The sequence below is a fragment of the Vreelandella sp. H-I2 genome, assembly GCF_052959335.1.
Map to the genome: position 1 here is coordinate 1 of NZ_JBRAMC010000003.1, position 19,794 is coordinate 19,794.

19 protein-coding genes are annotated in these 19,794 nt (G+C 54.0%); 15 read left to right on the plus strand and 4 right to left on the minus strand.

Going from position 1 to position 19,794, the window contains the following annotated elements:
- The first annotated feature begins 317 nt into the window (after positions 1-317).
- From ACUVOF_RS07815 to ACUVOF_RS07840, 6 genes are read left to right on the plus strand one after another with little or no spacing between them, the layout of a single operon-like run.
- On the plus strand, positions 318-1,100 hold the full coding sequence (locus ACUVOF_RS07815) for a DUF3450 domain-containing protein (protein WP_447043810.1): 783 nt from the start codon (positions 318-320) through the stop codon (positions 1,098-1,100).
- A complete protein-coding gene (locus tag ACUVOF_RS07820) occupies positions 1,097-2,467 on the plus strand; it encodes a MotA/TolQ/ExbB proton channel family protein (protein WP_447043812.1) in 1,371 nt (456 codons plus the stop codon). The genes ACUVOF_RS07815 and ACUVOF_RS07820 overlap by 4 nt, the downstream gene beginning before the upstream one ends.
- A 1-nt stretch (position 2,468) precedes the next feature.
- Entirely contained in the window at positions 2,469-3,011 is a 543-nt protein-coding gene (locus ACUVOF_RS07825; RefSeq protein WP_113268106.1) for a MotA/TolQ/ExbB proton channel family protein, read from the plus strand.
- The gene (locus tag ACUVOF_RS07830; protein ID WP_447043814.1) at positions 3,004-3,411 is read left to right on the plus strand and encodes an ExbD/TolR family protein; all 408 of its coding nucleotides are present in this window, start codon (positions 3,004-3,006) and stop codon (positions 3,409-3,411) included. Before ACUVOF_RS07825 ends, ACUVOF_RS07830 begins: the two co-directional genes overlap by 8 nt.
- The gene (locus ACUVOF_RS07835; protein WP_447043816.1) at positions 3,408-4,175 is read left to right on the plus strand and encodes a TonB family protein; all 768 of its coding nucleotides are present in this window, start codon (positions 3,408-3,410) and stop codon (positions 4,173-4,175) included. Before ACUVOF_RS07830 ends, ACUVOF_RS07835 begins: the two co-directional genes overlap by 4 nt.
- Before the next feature lie 4 nt (positions 4,176-4,179).
- On the plus strand, positions 4,180-5,244 hold the full coding sequence (locus tag ACUVOF_RS07840; protein WP_447043818.1) for a hypothetical protein: 1,065 nt from the start codon (positions 4,180-4,182) through the stop codon (positions 5,242-5,244).
- A 26-nt stretch (positions 5,245-5,270) separates the two neighbouring features.
- Here ACUVOF_RS07840 and xthA read toward each other — a convergent pair whose 3' ends face one another.
- Together xthA and ACUVOF_RS07850 are read right to left on the minus strand one after the other, a co-directional pair.
- Positions 5,271-6,098 carry an exodeoxyribonuclease III gene (xthA, locus tag ACUVOF_RS07845; protein ID WP_447043819.1) on the minus strand — a complete coding sequence of 276 codons (828 nt, stop codon included), beginning with the start codon at positions 6,096-6,098 and terminating at the stop codon, positions 5,271-5,273.
- Positions 6,098-6,352: a hypothetical protein gene (locus tag ACUVOF_RS07850; protein ID WP_447043820.1), complete on the minus strand. Its 255-nt coding sequence runs from the start codon at positions 6,350-6,352 to the stop codon at positions 6,098-6,100. Before ACUVOF_RS07850 ends, xthA begins: the two co-directional genes overlap by 1 nt.
- 144 nt (positions 6,353-6,496) lie before the next feature.
- On the opposite strand from ACUVOF_RS07850, the gene rhlB reads away from it, so the two are divergent.
- Positions 6,497-7,771 (plus strand): ATP-dependent RNA helicase RhlB, encoded by a 1,275-nt coding sequence (rhlB, locus tag ACUVOF_RS07855; protein WP_241524523.1) that lies wholly within the window; start codon positions 6,497-6,499, stop codon positions 7,769-7,771.
- A 5-nt stretch (positions 7,772-7,776) separates the two neighbouring features.
- Positions 7,777-9,906, plus strand: a complete 2,130-nt coding sequence (dinG, locus tag ACUVOF_RS07860) for an ATP-dependent DNA helicase DinG (RefSeq protein ID WP_447043821.1) — start codon at positions 7,777-7,779, stop codon at positions 9,904-9,906.
- A 38-nt stretch (positions 9,907-9,944) separates the two neighbouring features.
- Here dinG and ACUVOF_RS07865 read toward each other — a convergent pair whose 3' ends face one another.
- Positions 9,945-11,021: a 3-deoxy-7-phosphoheptulonate synthase gene (locus ACUVOF_RS07865; protein ID WP_447043822.1), complete on the minus strand. Its 1,077-nt coding sequence runs from the start codon at positions 11,019-11,021 to the stop codon at positions 9,945-9,947.
- A 391-nt stretch (positions 11,022-11,412) separates the two neighbouring features.
- Between ACUVOF_RS07865 and rpoE the strand changes: the two genes are divergently transcribed.
- From rpoE to ACUVOF_RS07890, 5 genes are all read left to right on the plus strand, one after another.
- Entirely contained in the window at positions 11,413-12,012 is a 600-nt protein-coding gene (gene rpoE, locus ACUVOF_RS07870) for an RNA polymerase sigma factor RpoE (protein WP_035578604.1), read from the plus strand.
- Positions 12,013-12,304: 292 nt separating this feature from the next.
- On the plus strand, positions 12,305-13,048 hold the full coding sequence (locus tag ACUVOF_RS07875) for a sigma-E factor negative regulatory protein (protein ID WP_447043823.1): 744 nt from the start codon (positions 12,305-12,307) through the stop codon (positions 13,046-13,048).
- 47 nt (positions 13,049-13,095) lie between these two features.
- Positions 13,096-14,169 carry a MucB/RseB C-terminal domain-containing protein gene (locus tag ACUVOF_RS07880; RefSeq protein ID WP_447043824.1) on the plus strand — a complete coding sequence of 358 codons (1,074 nt, stop codon included), beginning with the start codon at positions 13,096-13,098 and terminating at the stop codon, positions 14,167-14,169.
- 46 nt (positions 14,170-14,215) lie between these two features.
- Complete coding sequence (locus tag ACUVOF_RS07885) at positions 14,216-14,668, plus strand: SoxR reducing system RseC family protein (protein ID WP_447043825.1); 453 nt, start codon at positions 14,216-14,218, stop codon at positions 14,666-14,668.
- An 82-nt stretch (positions 14,669-14,750) separates the two neighbouring features.
- Entirely contained in the window at positions 14,751-16,172 is a 1,422-nt protein-coding gene (locus ACUVOF_RS07890; RefSeq protein ID WP_447043826.1) for a DegQ family serine endoprotease, read from the plus strand.
- A 127-nt stretch (positions 16,173-16,299) separates the two neighbouring features.
- On the opposite strand, the gene ACUVOF_RS07895 is transcribed toward ACUVOF_RS07890, so the two are convergent.
- A complete protein-coding gene (locus tag ACUVOF_RS07895; protein WP_447043827.1) occupies positions 16,300-16,800 on the minus strand; it encodes an MgtC/SapB family protein in 501 nt (166 codons plus the stop codon).
- A 305-nt stretch (positions 16,801-17,105) separates the two neighbouring features.
- Between ACUVOF_RS07895 and lepA the strand changes: the two genes are divergently transcribed.
- Together lepA and lepB are read left to right on the plus strand one after the other, a co-directional pair.
- Complete coding sequence (lepA, locus tag ACUVOF_RS07900; RefSeq protein WP_113268095.1) at positions 17,106-18,920, plus strand: translation elongation factor 4; 1,815 nt, start codon at positions 17,106-17,108, stop codon at positions 18,918-18,920.
- Positions 18,921-18,935: 15 nt separating this feature from the next.
- On the plus strand, positions 18,936-19,739 hold the full coding sequence (lepB, locus tag ACUVOF_RS07905) for a signal peptidase I (protein ID WP_447043828.1): 804 nt from the start codon (positions 18,936-18,938) through the stop codon (positions 19,737-19,739).
- Positions 19,740-19,794 lie beyond the last annotated feature (55 nt).

Consider the following 19,794-nt stretch of genomic DNA (forward strand, 5'->3'; position numbering starts at 1 on the left):
TTCTGAGGCACCAACTCGTCAAGCGTGACCATCTCGAGTTCAAACTGTTGGGGAGAGGGATCTTTTAGCATGTGCCCATAAAAGCAAAGCGCTGGCAAAAGCGCCAGCGCTTTGTCAGCAACCTGAGGCGCCAATAGGCGCCTTTTTTTTGCGTCTGATGTCAGTAACAGCTGTGTTTGGTTAATGATAAATATTGTCATTTATTATATTAGTGGTAGGCTAGCCAACGTAAAAGATAAACGCAAATCGTTCTGATACCCAATTAGTTTCTAGTGGGGCGGTGCACGCCGCCCGCTACTCAGTGACGGAGAGTCGACGTGCTGAACAGGCCTTTCTTTGCCTTGCGTGGATGGTGGCTAGCGGGAGTGCTGGCCAGTGGCACGCTGCTGGCAAGTGAACAAGCAGTGGCTCAAGCGGCCGAAAGTGTAGAAGCCCAGCAAACCCAGGCAGCGCTCCAGGAGCAGATTGATGCCGCCGATGAACAGACCCGCGAGCAGTTAGAAGAGCTGCGTCGTCTGGAACGTGAGACTCGCCGGTTAGAGGCTGACAACGCCTCATTGGCTGGAGGTTTAGCGGAAGAGGCCGAGCGCCAGCAGCGGCTGGCGACGGCGCTAGATACGCTGGAAGAGACCCGTGCAGCATTGCCCGTGATTGAGCAAAATATGGTCGAGCAGCTTAGCAACTGGATTGAGGGTGACTTACCCTTCCTTCGCGATGAGCGGTTGGCGCGCTTCGAACGTCAGCCAGGTGAGCAGGGTGAAAACACCATTGAGCGTATTAATAGTCTGCTCGAAGCGTGGCGCGTAGAGCTCGACTATGGCCGAGAGATGGATAGCTGGCGAGGCCGTTTACGCCAAGAGAACCGTGAGCGAGAGGTGGATTTTTTACGCATCGGGCGTATCGGTTTTTATTACCTTACTCCCGATGGCCGCGAGGGTGGTGTATGGAATGCCGAGAGTGGTGAGTGGCAACCGCTCAATGACGAGTATCTGCGTGAAGTACGCAGTGGGTTGCGCATGGCAGAAGATCAACGCGCCCCAGATTTACTAACCTTGCCGCTCTCGGTTAGCGCGAATGATCAGCAGGGAGAGCAGCCATGAGTCGTTTTTCGCTCCGTCAACTCGGTTATGTATGTGTGCTATTGGGGCTGGTAGCAGTAAGTGGCGTATCGGTGGCACAGACCGAAGATACTACTTCGCTGCGCGAGGCACGCGAAGCTGCAGAAGTGCGCGATCAACAGCGGCTAATGAGTTTCCTGGAGGATCAGCAAGCGCTTGAGGCCGCGCTTGAACAGGCCCGCTCAGCGCATGATAGCGCCGAACAACAGCATGAAGCGCTGCAGGCACAGCGGGCAGAACAAACAAGCCAAGCCAGCGAACTTACCGAGCGGCAATCGGAACAGGGCGAAGCGCTTTCAGGCCTGCTGGATAATCTTGCCCGCCACAGCTCTGAGGTACGCAATGCGCTTGGTGAAGAAAGCTTGCTGACGTTAGAAGAAGCGTCGCTACCACTGCGCTTGGACGAAGTCGAAGTGCTTGAGCAACATCAGCTAGAGATGGTGGTGGATCGCTTAGCGGCGTTAACGGCTCGCACTGGCCGTGCCGAACGGCTCACGTTGCCGGTCGCCGATGCCACTGGCGAGGTAGCTTCTCGCGAGGTGGTGCGGCTGGGCGACTTTGCAGCTTTCACTGAAAACGAGCTACTACAGCGCGGCGAAGGCGACAGCAGTCTAGCGGTAATGCCCCGCACTCCCGATGACATCGGCGGGTTACTAACAGATTACTACCAGGGCGAGAGCAATGTGTTCGCTGTTGACCCGACCCAGGGCAGCGTGCTTGAAGCCTTAGCCCAGCAGCCCAGCCTATGGGAGCGCTTCCAGCAGGGCGGTTACGTCGGCTACGTGGTAGTGGCATTAGGTATTGTGGGCATGATCATCGGGCTAGGGCAGTACCTCTATCTGATGCTGGTTAGTCTGCGCGTCAAGCGCCAGCGTCAATCCCTTGATCAACTGCAAACGAATAACCCACTTGGGCGCGTATTGCTGCGCTTTGAGGGCATGGATAAACATCAAACCCCTGAAGCGCTGGAAGCACGTTTGGATGAGGCGGTGCTGGCTGAGTTGCCTCGACTAGAACGCAGCCAGCCGATGGTGAAGCTGCTGGCCGCCATCGCGCCACTGCTCGGCTTGCTGGGTACGGTGACTGGTATGATCGTGACTTTTCAGGCGATTACCGTGTTCGGTACCGGCGACCCCCAACTGATGGCGGGCGGTATTAGCCAAGCGCTGGTAACGACCGTACTGGGGTTGATTACTGCAGTACCGCTGCTCTTTGTGCAAACAGCGCTGGCGGGTCGCAGTCGCTATTTAACCCATGTGATTGAAGGGCAAGCGAGCGCGACATTAGCTGACCATCTGGAGTCTCACACGTCCCATGCCACGCCTGCTCATTCGACCACGGTGACTTAACATGTCCACGCTTCCTCTTTGGCTCGAACCCGTTGAGCGCTTGGTTGAGGCGGGTGGCGCTGTACTGGTCGTGCTGGCGGTAGTGGCCGTGTTGGTCTTCGCCATGGCCATGGAGCGCTGGTGGTATTACCGGATTACCTGGCGATTAGCGCGGCGGCAGCTGTTACGCCGCTGGGCGGCGCGCAGCGATCATACGAGCTGGAGCGCCCGTACACTGCGTCATGTATGGGCGGACGCATTAGTGGCTAGGTTACGTAAACCGCTGCCATGGCTGAAGCTGCTGGTCGCGCTTTGCCCCTTGCTAGGCTTATTAGGCACGGTGACGGGCATGATTAGCGTATTCGATAGTCTTTCGCTCAGTGAGACTCATCAAGCACGCGCCATGGCAGACGGTGTTGCGCGGGCGACGCTGCCGACGCTAACCGGTATGGCCATTGCTGTGGTTGGGCTTTTATTTATTAGTCGTTTAGAACATGTCATTCGTCGTGAAGACCAGCGGCTACATGATCGCTTGGCGCGGGCACTGGAGGAAAGTGATGCGTAGACGCCGTTCCATAGATGCCACTGCTGAAAGCAACGAGGTGAACCTAACACCCATGCTTGACGTCGTGTTTATCATGCTGATTTTCTTTATCGTGACCACCAGCTTTGTCAAAGAGAGCGGTGTCGAAATTGAGCGGCCTGAATCCAGTGCCGCTACCCCGCGTCCAGACGCCCAGGTGCTTGTCGCCGTTTCCCCTGAAGGCGCGGTGTGGGTTGATGGGAGCCCGGTAGATATTCATCGGGTCGGCCAACAGGTGGCCGATATGTTAAGCGAAGATGGTTCAGTGGTTATCCAAGCCGATCGTGAATCCACGACAGGGCTTCTGATAGAAGTGATGGACCGGCTACGCGAAGCCGGTGTTGACCAGGTAGCGGTGGCAGCGAGTCGGAGTGGGTCATGATGCGTCACCTGCTGTCGTTATTGGGGGGCGTCGTGCTGGCGGTGGGCTTGTTCTGGCTGCTTGCGCAACTTGTAGCACCCCCTGAACGGGAGCCCGAAGAGCTGACCATGAGCATGGCGATGACAATGGTCGATGCGCCGGAGGTGGCCCCGGAACAGGAGGCGCCCACGCCCCAGCCTATTGAAACGGCGCCGCAACAAGCACCACCGCCTATGCCTGCTCCTGAGCCGCCCCCGGTAGTGGAAAGCACGATTAGTCTGCCCGAGGTAGAGCTTCCGGATGAGCCCGTTGAGCCTGTCGAAATGGACAGTGAGCTCCCTGAGCTTACCGAAGTAGAGCCGGAGCCCCAGCCTGAACCTACTCCAGAGCCAGCGCCAACGCCTGCCCCGAGAGAAGTGCCTGCTGAACCGGCACCCGTCGCTACTACTGCTGAGCAGAGTGAACCTGCTGAGCGCGAGGCAGCTCCAGTCGCGGAGCCTGCTCCCTCTAACGAGCCGGTGAGCGTTGGCCAAGCTACCCCAACTAGCCGGGTCAACCCAAGCTATCCGCCGCGCGCGCAGCGACGGGGTATGGAAGGCTTTGTAGAGGTCGCCTTTATGATTCGCCGTGATGGTAGTGTCGATGCCTCTTCGATACGCATTACCAATGCCCAGCCGCGCCGTGTATTTGACGATGCTGCGAGGGATGCGATTGCCCAGTGGCAGTTTGAAGCCAGCGATCGGTTACGCAATGCCACCCAGCGGATCGAGTTTCAGTTGAGGTAGCCGTATGAAGCGTTCTTTAATGTGTTTGTTACTCAGTATCTGGTCGTTTTCGGCGTCAGCCAGCCCAGCGCTGCAAGGCGACGTGATTGCCGACCTCAACGCACTGCAGAGCCAGTTACAAGAGGGCGCACTGGCTCAAGTCATTGAACGGGCAACCGCCCAGGCTGAGCGGTTGGCATCCGGCAACCAATCGGATCAATGGGCGAGTGCGCTCTATCAACAGCTGGCGGCAGGCGCCTTGGCGCGCCAGGATCAGCCTGCGGCAGCAGCAGATCGGCTGGCGATTGCGCGTGGTTTAAATGGTGTTGATGACGACCAGGCAGCCCGCTGGCTACGGGAAGAGGCCTCACTGCGCCGCGCGGCTGGTCAGCGTGACCAAGCCATTGAACTCCTTGCTGAGTGGTTAGCCGATCATCAAGACGTTGATACTATCTGGCAGCTAACCCGGCTGCTGGCGCAACAAGAGCACTGGGAGGAAGCCGCCGATTGGCTTGCACAGGCGCTGAGTCAGACGCCAGAGCCAAGCGATTCGCAACAGGCGTTAACGCTGGCGATTTACCGCAATGCTGGGCAAAGCGAACAGGCATTGAGCTGGCTGCTGGATGGTTTAAATACGCAAAGCAGTGCCGCCGATTGGCGCCAAGCCGCCGGGCTTGCCCAGCAGGCAGGTCAGTCGGGCGTGGCTGCTGGCTTGTGGGAAACAGCGTGGCAATTAGGCAAATTATCCGAGCAGGAAGATTTCTGGCTGTTGATTCAACTTCATTTGGCGGGCGGAACGCCCGCGCGGGCGGCAGAGCATCTAGAGCAGGCACTGAGTGAAGGCGATATTGTCCGCGATGAGACCAACCTGCGTTTGCTTGCCAGCGCTTGGCGGCAGGCTAAGGATGTTGAGAAGGCCTTAAGTGCTTGGCAAGCCTTAGCGTTGCACACCCAAACAGCCGACGACTGGCGAGCTTATGGCCAGCTTGCGTACGCCTGGGGTGACGATGGGCAGGCGAAACAAGCTTTTGCTCGCGCCACGGCGCTGGGGGACGATGAGGCGGAGCAGTGGTTAGCCCACTTTGACTAAGCGTTAAGCATCTCTGGTGCTGCAAACTAAGATTTAAGCGTTAGCGCAAAGTCGCTCCAGGTGGGCGCATGATCAGAAGGTCGTTCCATGCCCCGCAGTTCGTAATCGATGCCAGCACTGCTAATGTGTTTGGCCAGTGCCTGGGTGACTAAAATATAGTCAATGCGTAGGCCGCGCTTGGGCTCTTGATTAAACCCTTTGGAGCGGTAATCAAACCAGCTAAAACGATCATTGCTGTGGGGATAGCAAAGTCGGTAGCTATCGGTTAGCCCCCACGCTTTAATCCCATTGAGCCATTCCCGCTCGATGGGTTGAAAGCTGGTTTTGCCCTCGCGCAGCCAGCGCTTGCGGTTGGCTTCGCCGATGCCGATGTCCTGATCTTCCGGCGAGATATTAAAATCACCCATGACGGCTAGTCTCTCATCAGGGCGGTGCTGTTCGTTAAGCAGTCGCGCTAGCTGGCCGTAAAAGCGCTCTTTATTGGGAAATTTAGTGGGGTGGGTAACGTTTTCCCCTTGCGGAAAATAGCCGTTCCAAACGGTAACGGCTTCGCCATCTTCCGCCATTAAGCGTACGCCAATCATGCGGCGTTGAGCGTCTTCTTCATCGTCGGCGAAGCCATAAAACACTTCTTGAGGTGCCTGACGACAAAGTAAGGCAACGCCATAATGGCCTTTTTGTCCGTGATAAAAAACGTGATAACCCATGGCTTCAACATCGGCAATGGGAAACTCGCTATCCTGCACCTTGGTTTCCTGCAAGCCAATCACGTCAGGTTGCTGGGTATCAATCAACGCCTGTAGCTGGTGAAGGCGGGCTCGGATGCCATTAATATTGAAAGAAACCAAACGCATTACGAGCCATCTCCCTTAGGGTTGTCAGGCTGGTTGCCTTTATCAGCATGTATCGCGATCTGCTGGCCACTCTGCTGACGGGCAAGTTTTCTTACCGCTTGAAGCTTGCGCTGTTGTTGCTTTTTGGCCACAAAGCGGCGTGAAGGGGCAACTTGGTCAGGATTATCGTGACGCCATTTTTTGTAATCCTTGCGCCGACCGGTACGTATAGTCACCTTGTCGGCCAGTGAACGGGTTTTTTTCTTACGCGTCATGTCGCGCTCCTTACGTCGATTTGACGGTTATTCTAACAGGCCTTGGGACTCCTTCGACAGCAGGACGCGCTCTTATCGCCAAGCCCTGGTACAATGCGCACGTCAAGAAGCCAACTTCCACAGCAATGGACAGATAGACAGCCTATGAGCGAGTCGGAACAGACCACAGCCCCGGCCCAGAACCGCAAGCCAAAACGCCGCCGTCGTAAACCGCGTCGTCGCCAGTCGAACTGGGATCTTCGTCAGTTTCAGGTGCCCGCCGTGGCCGGCAAGTGGCGCTTTCATGACTTTGACCTGCCGCTGCCATTAATGCGCGCTATTCATGCCCAAGGGTTTGAGTACTGCACACCTATTCAAGCCGAGGCCCTGCGCCAAACGCTATTAGGTGGTGACATTGTCGGCAAAGCGCAAACGGGAACCGGTAAAACCGCGGCCTTTTTGATTTCCGTGATGGCCTACTTCCTGGAAGAGCCAACACCTAACGGTCAAAAGCCGGGTGCGCCGCGCGCCTTGATCATTGCGCCCACCCGTGAGCTGGCGCTGCAGATCGAAAAGGATGCTAAAGCACTAGCACGCTTTACCCAGCTTAATGTGGCAAGCGTGGTCGGCGGTATGGACTACCAAAAGCAGCGTGAAAGCCTGGGTAGCAAGATCGATATCCTGGTGGCAACACCTGGGCGCCTGTTGGATTTCCATCAGAAGCGCGATATCGACCTCAATGAAGTCGAAGTATTGGTGTTAGATGAAGCCGACCGCATGTTGTCGATGGGCTTTATCCCCGATGTGAAGCGGATCATTCGCTACACGCCGAAGAAAGAGGAGCGTCAAACCTTCCTTTTCTCGGCCACCTTTACTGACGATATCTTGAATCTTGCTAGTCAGTGGACGCTGGATCCTGCCCACGTTGAGATCGAAGTGACCGTCGAGAATCAGGCCGATATCGATCAGCGTGTGTACATGGTGTCCGATGACGATAAGCAGCGCTTGTTGGTTAATTTACTCCAGCAAGAGAGCTTTGAGCGCGTGATGGTATTTGGTAACCGCCGTGATTTGGTGCGCAAGCTAGACGACGTGCTCAAGAAAGCCGGCGTTAGTGTGGCAATGCTGTCGGGCGATGTGCCTCAGAACCAGCGTATCAAAACCCTGGAAAGCTTCCGCGAAGGCGAAATCCAGGTATTGGTCGCCACCGATGTCGCTGGCCGTGGTATTCATATTGAAGACGTCAGCCACGTCATCAACTACACCCTGCCCGAAGACCCGGAAGACTACGTGCACCGTATTGGCCGTACCGGTCGTGCCGGGGCCAAAGGCGTTTCGATTAGCTTCGTTGGTGAAGAAGATGCCTTCTCGCTGCCCGAAATCGAGCGCTATATCAACGACAAGCTACCCTGCGTGCATCCGCCGGAAGGTATGCTCTAAGCCGCATGCTTGATACAGCCCTCAAAAGCGAGATTCAAGACGCTTACCGTCGCGTGGTGGAAAACCTTGAGCTAACGCCACGCTATGGCCAGCGCATGATGATCGCTGAAATCGCCCGCACGCTGGGGAATATCGAGAGCGACAGTGAGGGTAAGCGCACAAATGATACCCATGTCTGTGTGCTTGAAGCAGGCACCGGTACGGGTAAAACGCTGGCTTATTTGATCGCCGCTTTGCCGATCGCTAAAGCGCGGGGCAAGCGGCTGATTATCTCCACGGCCACGGTCGCTCTTCAGGAGCAGGTTCTTAACCAGGACTTACCTTCACTCGCCAGCCACAGCGGTATCGCCTTTCGCTATGCACTAGCCAAAGGGCGTGGCCGTTATGTGTGTGTCGCGCGCCTGGATCAGGCTCTCGAAGGGACTGAACCCAACCCAACGCTGTCATTGTTTGAGCAGTCGCTGCAAACGCAAAGTAGCGACTTCACCGTGATTGCCAGCGATATGGCGCAGGCTTACGGGCAGGGCGAGTGGGAAGGGGACCGCGACAACTGGCCGGAAGCGATTGAGGATGCCCACTGGCGGCGGCTGACGGTGGATCATCGCCAGTGCACGGGCAGGCGCTGCGGGCACTTCGGGGCCTGCGCGTTTTTTCGCTCCCGCCGGGAACTTGAGAATGCTGACGTTATCGTCGCCAACCACGATCTGGTGCTGGCTGACTTGGCCTTGGGCGGCGGCGCTATTCTGCCCGATCCGGCGGACTGCATCTTTGTGTTTGACGAAGGCCATCACTTGCCTGAAAAAGCGCTCTCCCACTTTGCCCACCGCTTTGCGGTACACGGCTGTTTGCGCTGGTTGAAAACGCTAAAAAGCAGTTTGACCGACCTTCATCAGGCGTTGGCTATTCAGCCCACGGTGTCACGGCTGTTGGTTAGCTTGCCAGAGCTGATTCATAATCTGGAACCCGCGCTAGGCGATGTGTTCAGCATGGGGCATCAATTGGCGGACAGGCCCAACGGCTTGGCCGATGAAGAGGCCACCCATCAATCGCGTTTTGAGAAGGGTCAAGTGCCCGACGCTTTACGTGAACAGGCCCAGCAGTTGCTGGTAATGTTTGCGTCGCTGTCGCGCTGTTTGGAAAGTATCAGCGATATTCTGCGCGAAAGCCTCGACTCTGATAAGCAGACCGGCCTTGATCGCGAGCAGGCGGAAACCTGGCTGCCGCTTGTGGCGCTGCTCCATGGGCGTGCCTTAGAAGCATACGCGCTTTGGCAGGCGTTTAGCGAACAGGATGTGGCTAACGAAGCGCCCAGCGCCCGTTGGATCACCTTAAGCCGTGTAGCGGGCGAGCCGGAAGTTGAGTTTTCGGCTAGCCCCGTTTCAGCCGCGCATACGCTGGCCAAACATTTATGGGGGCGCTGCCATGGGGCGGTGGTCACTTCGGCGACCTTAACGGCCTTGGGGCGCTTTGAGCGCTTGCAGGAGCGTGCAGGCTTAGCCAACCGTTATCGCTACCAGGCATTACCCAGCCCGTTTGATTACGCTAATGCAGTGCTGCGAGTACCTAAGGAAGCCACCGATCCTGGTGACCGCGACGCCCATGAAAGGGCTATTGTTGCTTTCGTATCGCAGTTAGCGGACAAAGAGGCAGCGTTGGTGCTGTTTTCTTCCCGCGCCCAGCTTCGCGCGGTGGACAAGGCGCTGCCGGCCGAAATTAAAGCCCGTGTATTGGCTCAGGATGCTCTTCCTAAGCGTGAGTTGATCGAGCGGCACCGTTCGGCAGTCGATAAAGGCGAGGGGAGTATTATCTTTGGCTTGGCCAGTTTTGCCGAAGGTATCGATCTACCTGGTGATTACCTAACCCATGTAGTGATAACGCGTCTGCCCTTTGCCGTGCCTGACGATCCTGTCGGGGCGACGTTAGCGGAGTGGATAGAGAGCCAGGGCGGCAATGCGTTCATGCGTATTAGTGTGCCTGATGCGTCTATCAAGCTGGTACAGGCCTGCGGGCGCTTGATTCGCAAAGAGAGTGATCGAGGGACGATTACCTTGCTGGATAAGCGGGTGATTACCCGCCGCTACGGGCAAGCACTGCTGGATGCTCTGCCGCCATTTCGGCGTGAAATTAGCCGTTAGAAGGTCATTAAAAACCCCGCCATAGCGGGGTTCTGGACCTACTTGGCGATACGTTTGGCTAGCGTGTCGGCCAGTTTGGTGTTCATACGGTTGAATGTTTCTATCGTGGTATCCCAGTCAATGCAGGCATCGGTAATGGAGACACCATATTGTAGTTGGCTGAGATCCTGGGGTAGCTTTTGATTGCCCCAGCCAATATTGGATTCGACCATTAGGCCAATAATGGAGGTATTGCCTTCCAGAATCTGGTTGGTGACGTTTTCCAGCACCAGCGGCTGCAGTGCAGCATCTTTGTTGGAGTTGGCATGAGAGCAGTCAATCATGATGTTGGGTGATAACTTGGCTTTCTCAAGCTCTCTCTCTGCCAGGGCAACGCTGACGCTGTCGTAGTTGGGCTTACCATTGCCACCACGCAGCACAACATGGCCGTAGGCATTGCCACGGGTACGGATGATCGCCACTTGGCCTGCCTGGTTAATGCCCAGGAAATTGTGAGGGCTAGCGACGGACTGAAGGGCGTTGATGGCCACGTCCAGGCTGCCATCGGTGCCATTTTTGAAACCGACCGGACAGGAGAGGCCAGAAGCCATTTCGCGGTGTGTCTGCGACTCGGTAGTACGAGCACCAATCGCTGACCAGCTAATGCAGTCTTGCATATACTGGGGCGAGATGGGGTCGAGTGCTTCGGTGGCGAGCGGTAAGCCCATTTCAGCGAGATCGACCAACAGTTTTCGTGCGATATGCAAGCCTTCATCGATCTCAAAAGAGTCGTTGAGGTGGGGGTCGTTGATTAAGCCCTTCCAACCGACCGTTGTGCGCGGTTTTTCAAAATAAACGCGCATCACAATATACAGGCTGTCACTGACTTGATCGGCCAATGCGCGGAGCCGGCGGGCATAATCAAGTGCTGCTTCCACGTCGTGAATTGAGCAAGGGCCGACGACCACGAGCAGTCGCGGATCGTTGCCATCCAGAATATTCTGAATGGTTTGGCGTCCTTTGATAACCGTGCGCTCTGCCGCGTCGGTCAACGGTACTGCGTTTTTGAGCGCTTCTGGCGTGGTAAGAACGTCTTGAGCGAGGACGTTAAGGTTATTAACCTGCTGTTCTGACATCTTGCTACCTGTGCTTGCGTAATGGCTGAAAAAGAGAGGGGGGCGATAAAAGTGGCACCTACTATCGCTTGCCGTGGCGGTAAAAATCAATTGCTGTGGAACTATAGCGAGATTAAAAGTGTCAGCCGCAGGGTTTTGAGATAGGGGTATGCAGCGCTTGATGCGCCGCTCAGAACGCGTAACACTGCTCTCAATGTCGTTATAATCGTCGTAAAACATAGCCTAGTCATAATAGGTGGCAACATTCTCGGGCGACGTATTTGCCCTTTTATTTCACTCGATTATTAATCAATGCCCAAGGGACGCTATGCTGCTTGCTGTGAACGCCCACGTGTTAGGGCTAATAGGAATGGAGCTCGGCGCGCGCCGTACGAGCTGGAGGGGCGTGTGAATGGGCACTCGGGAAACAGATCAACAACTTGTGGAACGTGCTCAAAAAGGCGATACGCGCGCTTTCGATTTGCTGGTAAAAAAGTACCAGCATAAAATTATCGGTCTAATCGGTCGTTACGTTCATGATCATTCAGAAGTTCAGGATGTAGCCCAGGAGGCTTTTATTAAGGCGTATCGCGCCTTAGGCAAGTTTCGTTCAGAAAGTGCGTTTTATACCTGGATGTACCGTATTGCCATCAATACCGCGAAAAATTATCTGGTCTCGCGAGGACGACGCCCACCGGGAAGCGATTTGGATATCGTCGATGCTGAAATTATCGACCAAAGCGGCCGACTAGCAGATTCAGAGTCACCGGAAGCGGCAATTGCCAGGGATCAGCTAGAGGCAGCGGTTTATCAGGCGATCGAAAATTTGCCTGATGACCTACGTACAGCGATAACTCTTCGTGAGCTGGATGGGCTGGCTTATGAAGATATCGCGCAGGTGATGCAGTGTCCGGTGGGAACCGTTCGTTCGCGTATTTTTCGTGCCCGTGAGGCGGTTGATGAACATATTCGACCGTTAGTATCAACGGCACGGAACAGTCGTGATGAATAACGGTCAGTAGTTGCAGTGTTGAATGACGTTCGTAAATGACCATCACAAAGAATGAAGATTTTACTTTTTTTGTGAACTGTCTGGCTTGTAAGGCGTCATACAACTTGATTATCTTGATGCGCATGTTTGATCAATGTGTGAAGCGTCATGAGCTTAGCGTTGTTGCCTAATTGGTTTTAAAACGCATTAGTTTGCAGCGGAGTCTTGGCCTTGGAAGTCGTCGGTGTGAAGGTGTCTATTAAGATTATTCATCACGCCAGTACTTCTTTTAAACAGTGTGAGGGTGTGAAGTATGAGTCAAAACACACGGGAATCACTTTCGGTGTTAATGGATGGCGAAAGTGATGAGCTTGAGCTTCGCCGAGTGTTAAAGGCACTGCCTAATGATGACGATGCCGCAGATACTTGGCGCCGTTACCACCTTGCGCGCAGCATGATGCAGCGTGAGCAGGGTGTTGATGTCAGTGTTGATCTGTCAGCTGGTATTATGGCCCGATTGCGTGAAGAACCTGCTCCGGTAATGCAGGATGCCGACCATGTGGCTCACCGCGCGGGAGGTATTTCGTTTGCCCGTGGCGCAGGCGTTGCTGCTGCTGTCTCATTGATGGTGATCACAGGCGTACAGTTCTTTGGCAATAACTCATCTGTTAGCCAAAGTGGCAGTGAAGTGGCAACAGCAGCGCAGGGGGTTAATGGGGCTAGCGTAAATAGGGTTAACCAAGTGCAACCCGTTAGTTTGGCGTCTCAACCCGCCGTTGCGTCGCGTGCAGATATGCCCATGTTTGAGCCTACACCGTTTAGGCTTAGTGGCCAGACGGGGCAAAGTGGTCTGATGAATGTTAGCGAAGCCAGCTTCTCCGCTCAGGCCCCCCAAGGGGTTACCGCCTCTCAGGGTACTAACATTGATGTTGACCAGATTGGCTTGCTGCAATCCTACTTAGAACAGCACACCCAAAGTGCCGCTTATGGTAGTGGCGATAGCTGGATGCCGTTAATGCGTTCATCAGCGGTAACTGAGCCATTAGGCCAACGCTAACAAACCCGTTATTAACGATCTTGTCAGGTGAGTAGGGAGTGCGCGGGATGGGTGTGCGCAAAAAGGGTATGCGCAAAAAGATAGTACCCAAGCACGCTAAGTGTGCATGGCTACTGGCGGTAATGATGGGGGTACTCTCATCGCAAGCGCATGCATTGAACACAGATGATCCAGAAGACAGGCAGACTGACAGCCGTACGACGGGTTATGAATGTACAGAAGCTCCCCAGGCGACGCCCAGTAATGCAACGCAGTGGCTTGAGCGAGGCTTATGGGCTAGCCACTGTTACGCCTTTCAGGCGAGAGCGGTTGCGATCGATGCTATTAACGTACGTACATTAGCGCTCTCTCACCGCATTCAAGATGGTATTCGACAGCAAGTAGTGCAATATTTAGACGGTCCCTCCGTCAGTATCGAGCGCCGCTCGCCAGTGGGTAAGTTGGCGTGGACCCAAAGCCACAATAGTGAGTTGCCCTCTCCCGCAAGGTGGGCGGCACATTTAGAGCAATTTTATACTGTTTCGCTTGAAGAGGATGCCCGGGTTGCAGATCGCGACGCCGTCAAGCTGATTTTTGAGCCCCTTGATCAATGGCGTTTTTCTCATGAGTGGTGGCTAGACCGTGATACGGGGCTGCTACTTAAACATGTGCTTATTGATCAACAGGCGCAAATTATTGAAACTTTTCAAATTACCCAGCTTCAGTCGCCTCAAAAGTATAATGGACGTGTTTGGGTGGCTTCGCCCCAGGTTATTCTTAGCACCCCGTGGCATACCACATGGCTACCCGATGGATTTGTCGCTCAGCCGGTGAGCTTTGCGGGCAATGATATACATAAGCGTGTTTATAGCGATGGCTTGACCACTGTCAGCATCTTTGTTGAATCTCTTGAGTCTGCTGAAGCCACCCTACTGCAAGAAGGCGTACACCAGTTGGGCGTGTCTGCAGTGGCTGTTCAGCACTTGCTTACCCCTGAAGGCCGTTGGCAATTAGTGGCTATTGGTGAGCTGCCGATAGCCACTCTGCAGCGAATTGTCCGCTCAATTACCTTTGACGTGGTTGATGAGGCTCAAACGCAAGAAAGCACCGGCGGTCATGAAGCACCTAAGCCTGAGCATTAGTAGTAGTCATTCATGCCAGTAGTCATTCATGCAAGGTAAGAGAAAAATGATGGCGTCTGCTTACTGTGCTTCTTTGCTTCGCACGGGCATTATTGTCGACTATGCCCCTCGGCATCTTATTGTAGAGATTTCATCTCAAGAAAACTGTGAGCAGTGCGCTCAGGGTCGAGGGTGCGGGGTCGGATTGCTGGTGCGTCGTCAAAGCCAGCGCATTGCCGTAGCGTTACCCGTTAAAGTCCACGGCATTGAAAAGCGTTATCCCCTCGGAAACCAAGTCACCATAAGCCTGCCTCGTGCTTCCGTCACGCTGCTGGCTTTTTTTGTCTATGCCTTGCCGTTAATGCTCGCATTGCTGCTATCCGGCATAGCTTCATTCGTTAGTTCCATGATTTGGCTAGCGCCGCTGATTTTTTTCATTGCCTTGGTTGGCGGTGCTCTTGGTGTTAAATGTCTTTTGCACGGGCGAAGGGAACGCTTTCGCCCGCGCTTGGTCAGTTAGTTCGTCAATTTAGATCTCCGGAACCACAGTGTGAGTTGTTGATCTGCCTTTGATTAATATTACCTTAAGTAGGAGCTCCTGGATGAAGCGCTTGATTCTCCCTTCCACGCTATGGGTCTGTGTGGTGGCGTTGCTAACCTTTGGTCAAGCAGCCAATGCGCAGGGTTTACCTGATTTTACCGAGCTGGTTGAAGAAGCCGCCCCTGGGGTGGTTAATATTTCTACCAGTAGGACTGTGCAACGAACCAGTACACCTGGGTTTGGTGGTCAGGAAATTCCCGAAATTTTCCGTCATTTTTTTGGCGATAATTTCGGGGACAGTTTTCCCGCACCGCCCGGCAACGGGCAAGGACGTCCTGAAGAGCGTCAGTCGTTAGGCTCGGGTTTCGTCATCAGTGAAGACGGCTACGTAATGACGAACGCACACGTCGTGCAGGATGCTGATGAAATACTGGTACGTCTTAACGATCGTCGCGAACTGAATGCTGAGGTGATTGGCAGCGATCCACAAACCGACGTGGCGCTACTAAAAATAGACGCAAGTGACCTGCCCACGCTTACCCTGGGAGACTCTGATGAGCTTAAAGTAGGTGAATGGGTCGCTGCGATTGGCTCACCTTTTGGTTTTGATCACTCTGTCACTGCGGGGATTGTCAGTGCGATTAACCGTACGCTGCCTCGCGATGCCTATGTGCCGTTTATTCAAACAGATGTTGCTATCAATCCCGGCAACTCCGGTGGTCCGCTGTTTAACTTAGACGGTGAAGTGGTGGGTATTAACTCGCAAATCTTCACTCGTAGCGGTGGCTTTATGGGAGTTTCATTTGCTATCCCTATCAACGTTGCCATGGATGTTGCCGAGCAATTGCGTGAAGATGGCCGAGTTAACCGTGGCTGGCTTGGTGTCATGATTCAGCCCGTGTCCGAGGACTTGGCTGAATCTTTCGGCATGGAAAGTGCCGTTGGCGCATTGATTGCAGATCTTGATCCCGAAGGCCCAGCGGCTCAGGGCGGTCTACAGGCGGGTGATGTCATCCTTGAGGTCAATGGCGAAGAGGTTGAGCGCTCAAGTTCGCTGCCGCGTCTGATTGGCAAGGGCTCGCCCGGTACTGAGGTGGAACTGACCGTAATGCGAGACGGTGAAGAGCTGACAGAGTCAGTCGAGTTGGGCAGTTGGCCCGATGCCGAGCAGCAGGTTGGACAATCCGGCGGCAATAACCAAGCGCAATCACCGCTTGGCATGGTAGTCGCGGAAATTGATGACGCAATGCGTGAGCAACTGAATGTTCAGGGCGGCGTGGTCGTTCGCCAGGTTGAGTCTGACAGCGTGGCTGCCAATGCGGGGATTCGTTCAGGCGATGTGTTGGTTAGCATCGATCACCGCAGTGTCTCCTCCTCTGAGGACTTGGTAGATATCGTCGACGAGTTGCCAACTGACCGTGCTATTCCTGTACGCTTGTTCCGCGATGGGCGTTCACTGTTTGTGGCGCTACGTCTGGAATAATATTGCTGTTTGCGCGCTCCTGGTCCGGCGGTTGTCGCCGGACCACGGTTGTTAGCCAGCGCTCATCGTATTGGCGGCTAAACTCACCGCGCCCTGTTCCACCACCTCGCTTTCCTGCCTCTTTAAATCAGTCTTCAGGCTTCTTCTTTCTTTCATCTCTATGAACCTTTTTCTCAGCATGATTCTCTAAAATTTCGTGCTCGAAACGACCCAAAACCACCATGATAATCAACCCTATGATGGTAACCATGCCAGCCAATGGGAAATTGTTGGTACCTGCGGCAACGCCAATGGCGCCCGCCAGCCAGATCGAAGCGCCCGTCGTAATCCCTTGAATGTGGGCCCCGCTGCGAATAATACTGCCAGCGCCCAGAAACCCAATACCTCCAACCACACCCTCTACAACGCGATTAGGATCAATACTTGCCGCGCTCCCCCCTTCATCGGTGCCAAACAAAACACTCAAACCAACAATGATGAAAGCGGATGAGCCCAGTGATACCAACATATGAGAACGGAGACCCGCCGGTTTGCCGCGAAGTTCTCGCTCCAAGCCAAGACACAGTGCCAGGCCGGTGGCAACCAATAGGCGGGTGAGCATGTCTAGTGTGGGGATTTCAGTCTCCATGTCGCTCCTTTCCTTACTTACTTTTTATCCTGTCCTGATCTTGTTCGTTAGCATACTTAGCATAGATGCAAACCTATGCAATGAAATAGACGAAACTGGCTTGCTTTATGCCTATATAGACCTGGAAGAAAGTGGGGGTGCAGGCGGTTAGCAAGTGAGTGGAGAGTAGTTATTTTTTACATTTTTTGATGAACATAGCACCGGAACCTCGCTAACGGTACAATGTCACCAAATTTCGACTGCGCAACTCATCATCTTATTTTTAATTGTACAACGTTGCGTACACACCCGGATTAAAACGGCAAATGACCCAAGAAAACGATAGCAAGATCAAGCACATCAGAAATTTCTCAATCATCGCCCATATTGATCACGGTAAATCGACGCTCTCTGATCGTCTGATCCAGACCTGTGATGGGTTGACTGCGCGAGAGCTTAAAGAGCAAGTGCTCGATTCAATGGACATCGAACGCGAACGCGGCATCACTATCAAAGCGCAGTCGGTTACGTTGGACTATACCGCTGCCGACGGTCAGGTTTATCAGCTGAACTTTATCGATACACCGGGCCATGTAGATTTCTCGTACGAAGTTTCACGCTCGCTCTACGCCTGTGAAGGGGCGCTGCTGGTCGTCGATGCAGCACAAGGAGTCGAGGCGCAGTCGGTTGCCAACTGCTATACCGCGATTGAACAGGGGCTTGAAGTACTGCCCGTACTGAACAAAATCGATTTGCCTCAAGCCGACCCCGACCGAGTGGCCCAAGAAATCGAAGAAATCATTGGTTTAGATGCTACCGATGCCTGCCAAGTCTCGGCCAAAAGCGGGATCGGTATTGATGCGCTGCTTGAACGCTTAGTACGTGATATTCCGCCACCGAAAGGCAATCCGGATGCACCCTTGCAAGCGCTAATTATCGACTCCTGGTTTGATAACTATCTTGGCGTGGTCTCATTAGTACGTTTATTTGATGGCACGCTGCGCAAAGGCGATAAAATTCGCATTAAATCGACGGGTCGCGACTGGGGCGCGACGGAAGTCGGTATCTTTACACCGCTACGTAAGCAAACCGATATTCTGCGCGCTGGCGAAGTCGGCTTCATAGTCGCCGGTATCAAGGAAATTCACGGTGCGCCGGTGGGCGATACGATTACCCACACCAAAACACCTGATGTAGAGCGTTTGCCGGGTTTCCAAAAAGTGAAGCCGCAGGTCTATGCCGGGATGTTTCCGGTCAGTGCCGACGATTATGAAGATTTTCGTGATGCACTTGAGAAGCTTGCACTCAACGATGCCTCGCTTGCGTATGAGCCCGAGAACTCCGATGCACTAGGCTTCGGTTTCCGCGTGGGCTTTCTTGGCACGCTGCACATGGAGATTGTTCAGGAGCGTCTGGAGCGTGAGTATGATATTGACCTGCTCACCACTGCGCCGACGGTGGTCTATGAACTTGCGATGAAAAATGGCGATGTTCAGTACGTCTCCAACCCTTCCAAACTGCCCGACATGGCCGACGTCGACGAAATGCGTGAGCCTGTGGTGCGTGCCAGCATCCTGGTTCCCCAAGAGTACGTGGGCAACGTGATCACCGAGTGCGAGCAGCGTCGTGGCACACAGCTGGATATGCAGTTTCTAGGTAACCAAATCCAGCTGGCTTACGAATTGCCTATGTCAGAAGTGGTCATGGATTTCTTTGATCGTCTGAAATCGATCTCGAAGGGGTATGCGTCGCTTGAATACAACTTCGAACGCTTTGAAGAAGCCAAGTTGGTGCGTCTTGATGTGCTTATTAACGGCGATAAAGTCGATGCGTTAGCGGTGATTATTCATCGTGATCACGCCCACCAACGTGGCCGTTTGTTAGTGGAAAAAATGAAAGAGCTGATTCCACGGCAAATGTTTGACGTTGCGATACAGGCCGCCATCGGTGGTCAGGTAGTGGCGCGCTCAACGGTGAAGGCACTGCGTAAAAACGTCACGGCTAAGTGTTATGGCGGCGATGTTAGCCGTAAAAAGAAGCTGCTCGAGAAACAGAAAGCGGGTAAGAAACGCATGAAACAAGTAGGGCGTGTGGAAATTCCCCAGGATGCCTTCCTTGCTGTGCTCAAGGTTAACGACTAGGAAAGAACGCCACTCATGGATTTTTCATTACTGCTGGTACTTGCCGTTGCGCTCTCGGGCGTTGTTTACCTGTTGGACGTGTTGTTATTAAAGCCCAAGCGCCGCCAGCGCTTTGCTACAGCGGAGGCCAATACCCAGGAAGGACTGGACCCAGCAACGAGCGAAAAGCTGCTTAAAGAGCCTTGGCCAGTTGATTACGCTCGTTCGTTTTTTCCTGTGCTATTGATAGTGCTTGTGGTGCGTAGCTTTATCATTGAGCCTTTTCAGATTCCTTCGGGTTCAATGCGGCCGACGCTTGAAGTGGGTGATTTTATCCTGGTCAATAAGTTTGCCTATGGGCTGCGGTTGCCGGTGGTAAACACCCGCTTTATCGAAATAGATGACCCCGAGCGTGGCGACGTAATGGTGTTTCGTTTTCCTGATGAACCTGCGGTGAATTTCATCAAGCGAGTGGTTGGTGTGCCGGGAGACCGTATCCGTTATGAAGGCAAACAGCTTTACATCAACGGGGAACCGGTCGCCAAACAACTGATTGAAGAAGGGCCAGACGCTTCGCCCGAGCAGCTATTATTAGAAGAGCAGTTGGGTGATGCCGAACATTTTATTTACAACAATCCACGAGACCCTGGACCGCAAATGCGTGAAGTGGAAGTCCCAGAAGGGCACTACTTCATGATGGGCGATAATCGCGATCACTCCAATGACAGCCGTTACTGGGGCTTTGTCCCGGAAGAGAATATTGTCGGGCGTGCCTTTGGTGTGTGGATGCATTGGGATGGCGGGTTGCCAAGCTTCACCAGCGTGCGACGCATTGAATGAAGTGCCTGCTTACGTTGTGTTTAGTCAGTTATGTCACTTTAGTTAACGTCAATGA

Coding starts and splice junctions, on each gene's coding strand:
- ACUVOF_RS07820 (WP_447043812.1), top strand. CDS start 1,097: ATGAGTCGTTTTTCGCTCCGTCAACTCGGTTATGTATGTGTGCTATTG.
- ACUVOF_RS07825 (WP_113268106.1), top strand. CDS start 2,469: ATGTCCACGCTTCCTCTTTGGCTCGAACCCGTTGAGCGCTTGGTTGAG.
- ACUVOF_RS07830 (WP_447043814.1), top strand. CDS start 3,004: ATGCGTAGACGCCGTTCCATAGATGCCACTGCTGAAAGCAACGAGGTG.
- ACUVOF_RS07835 (WP_447043816.1), top strand. CDS start 3,408: ATGATGCGTCACCTGCTGTCGTTATTGGGGGGCGTCGTGCTGGCGGTG.
- ACUVOF_RS07840 (WP_447043818.1), top strand. CDS start 4,180: ATGAAGCGTTCTTTAATGTGTTTGTTACTCAGTATCTGGTCGTTTTCG.
- xthA (WP_447043819.1), bottom strand. CDS start 6,098: ATGCGTTTGGTTTCTTTCAATATTAATGGCATCCGAGCCCGCCTTCAC.
- ACUVOF_RS07850 (WP_447043820.1), bottom strand. CDS start 6,352: ATGACGCGTAAGAAAAAAACCCGTTCACTGGCCGACAAGGTGACTATA.
- rhlB (WP_241524523.1), top strand. CDS start 6,497: ATGAGCGAGTCGGAACAGACCACAGCCCCGGCCCAGAACCGCAAGCCA.
- dinG (WP_447043821.1), top strand. CDS start 7,777: ATGCTTGATACAGCCCTCAAAAGCGAGATTCAAGACGCTTACCGTCGC.
- ACUVOF_RS07865 (WP_447043822.1), bottom strand. CDS start 11,021: ATGTCAGAACAGCAGGTTAATAACCTTAACGTCCTCGCTCAAGACGTT.
- rpoE (WP_035578604.1), top strand. CDS start 11,413: ATGGGCACTCGGGAAACAGATCAACAACTTGTGGAACGTGCTCAAAAA.
- ACUVOF_RS07875 (WP_447043823.1), top strand. CDS start 12,305: ATGAGTCAAAACACACGGGAATCACTTTCGGTGTTAATGGATGGCGAA.
- ACUVOF_RS07880 (WP_447043824.1), top strand. CDS start 13,096: ATGGGTGTGCGCAAAAAGGGTATGCGCAAAAAGATAGTACCCAAGCAC.
- ACUVOF_RS07885 (WP_447043825.1), top strand. CDS start 14,216: ATGATGGCGTCTGCTTACTGTGCTTCTTTGCTTCGCACGGGCATTATT.
- ACUVOF_RS07890 (WP_447043826.1), top strand. CDS start 14,751: ATGAAGCGCTTGATTCTCCCTTCCACGCTATGGGTCTGTGTGGTGGCG.
- ACUVOF_RS07895 (WP_447043827.1), bottom strand. CDS start 16,800: ATGGAGACTGAAATCCCCACACTAGACATGCTCACCCGCCTATTGGTT.
- lepA (WP_113268095.1), top strand. CDS start 17,106: ATGACCCAAGAAAACGATAGCAAGATCAAGCACATCAGAAATTTCTCA.
- lepB (WP_447043828.1), top strand. CDS start 18,936: ATGGATTTTTCATTACTGCTGGTACTTGCCGTTGCGCTCTCGGGCGTT.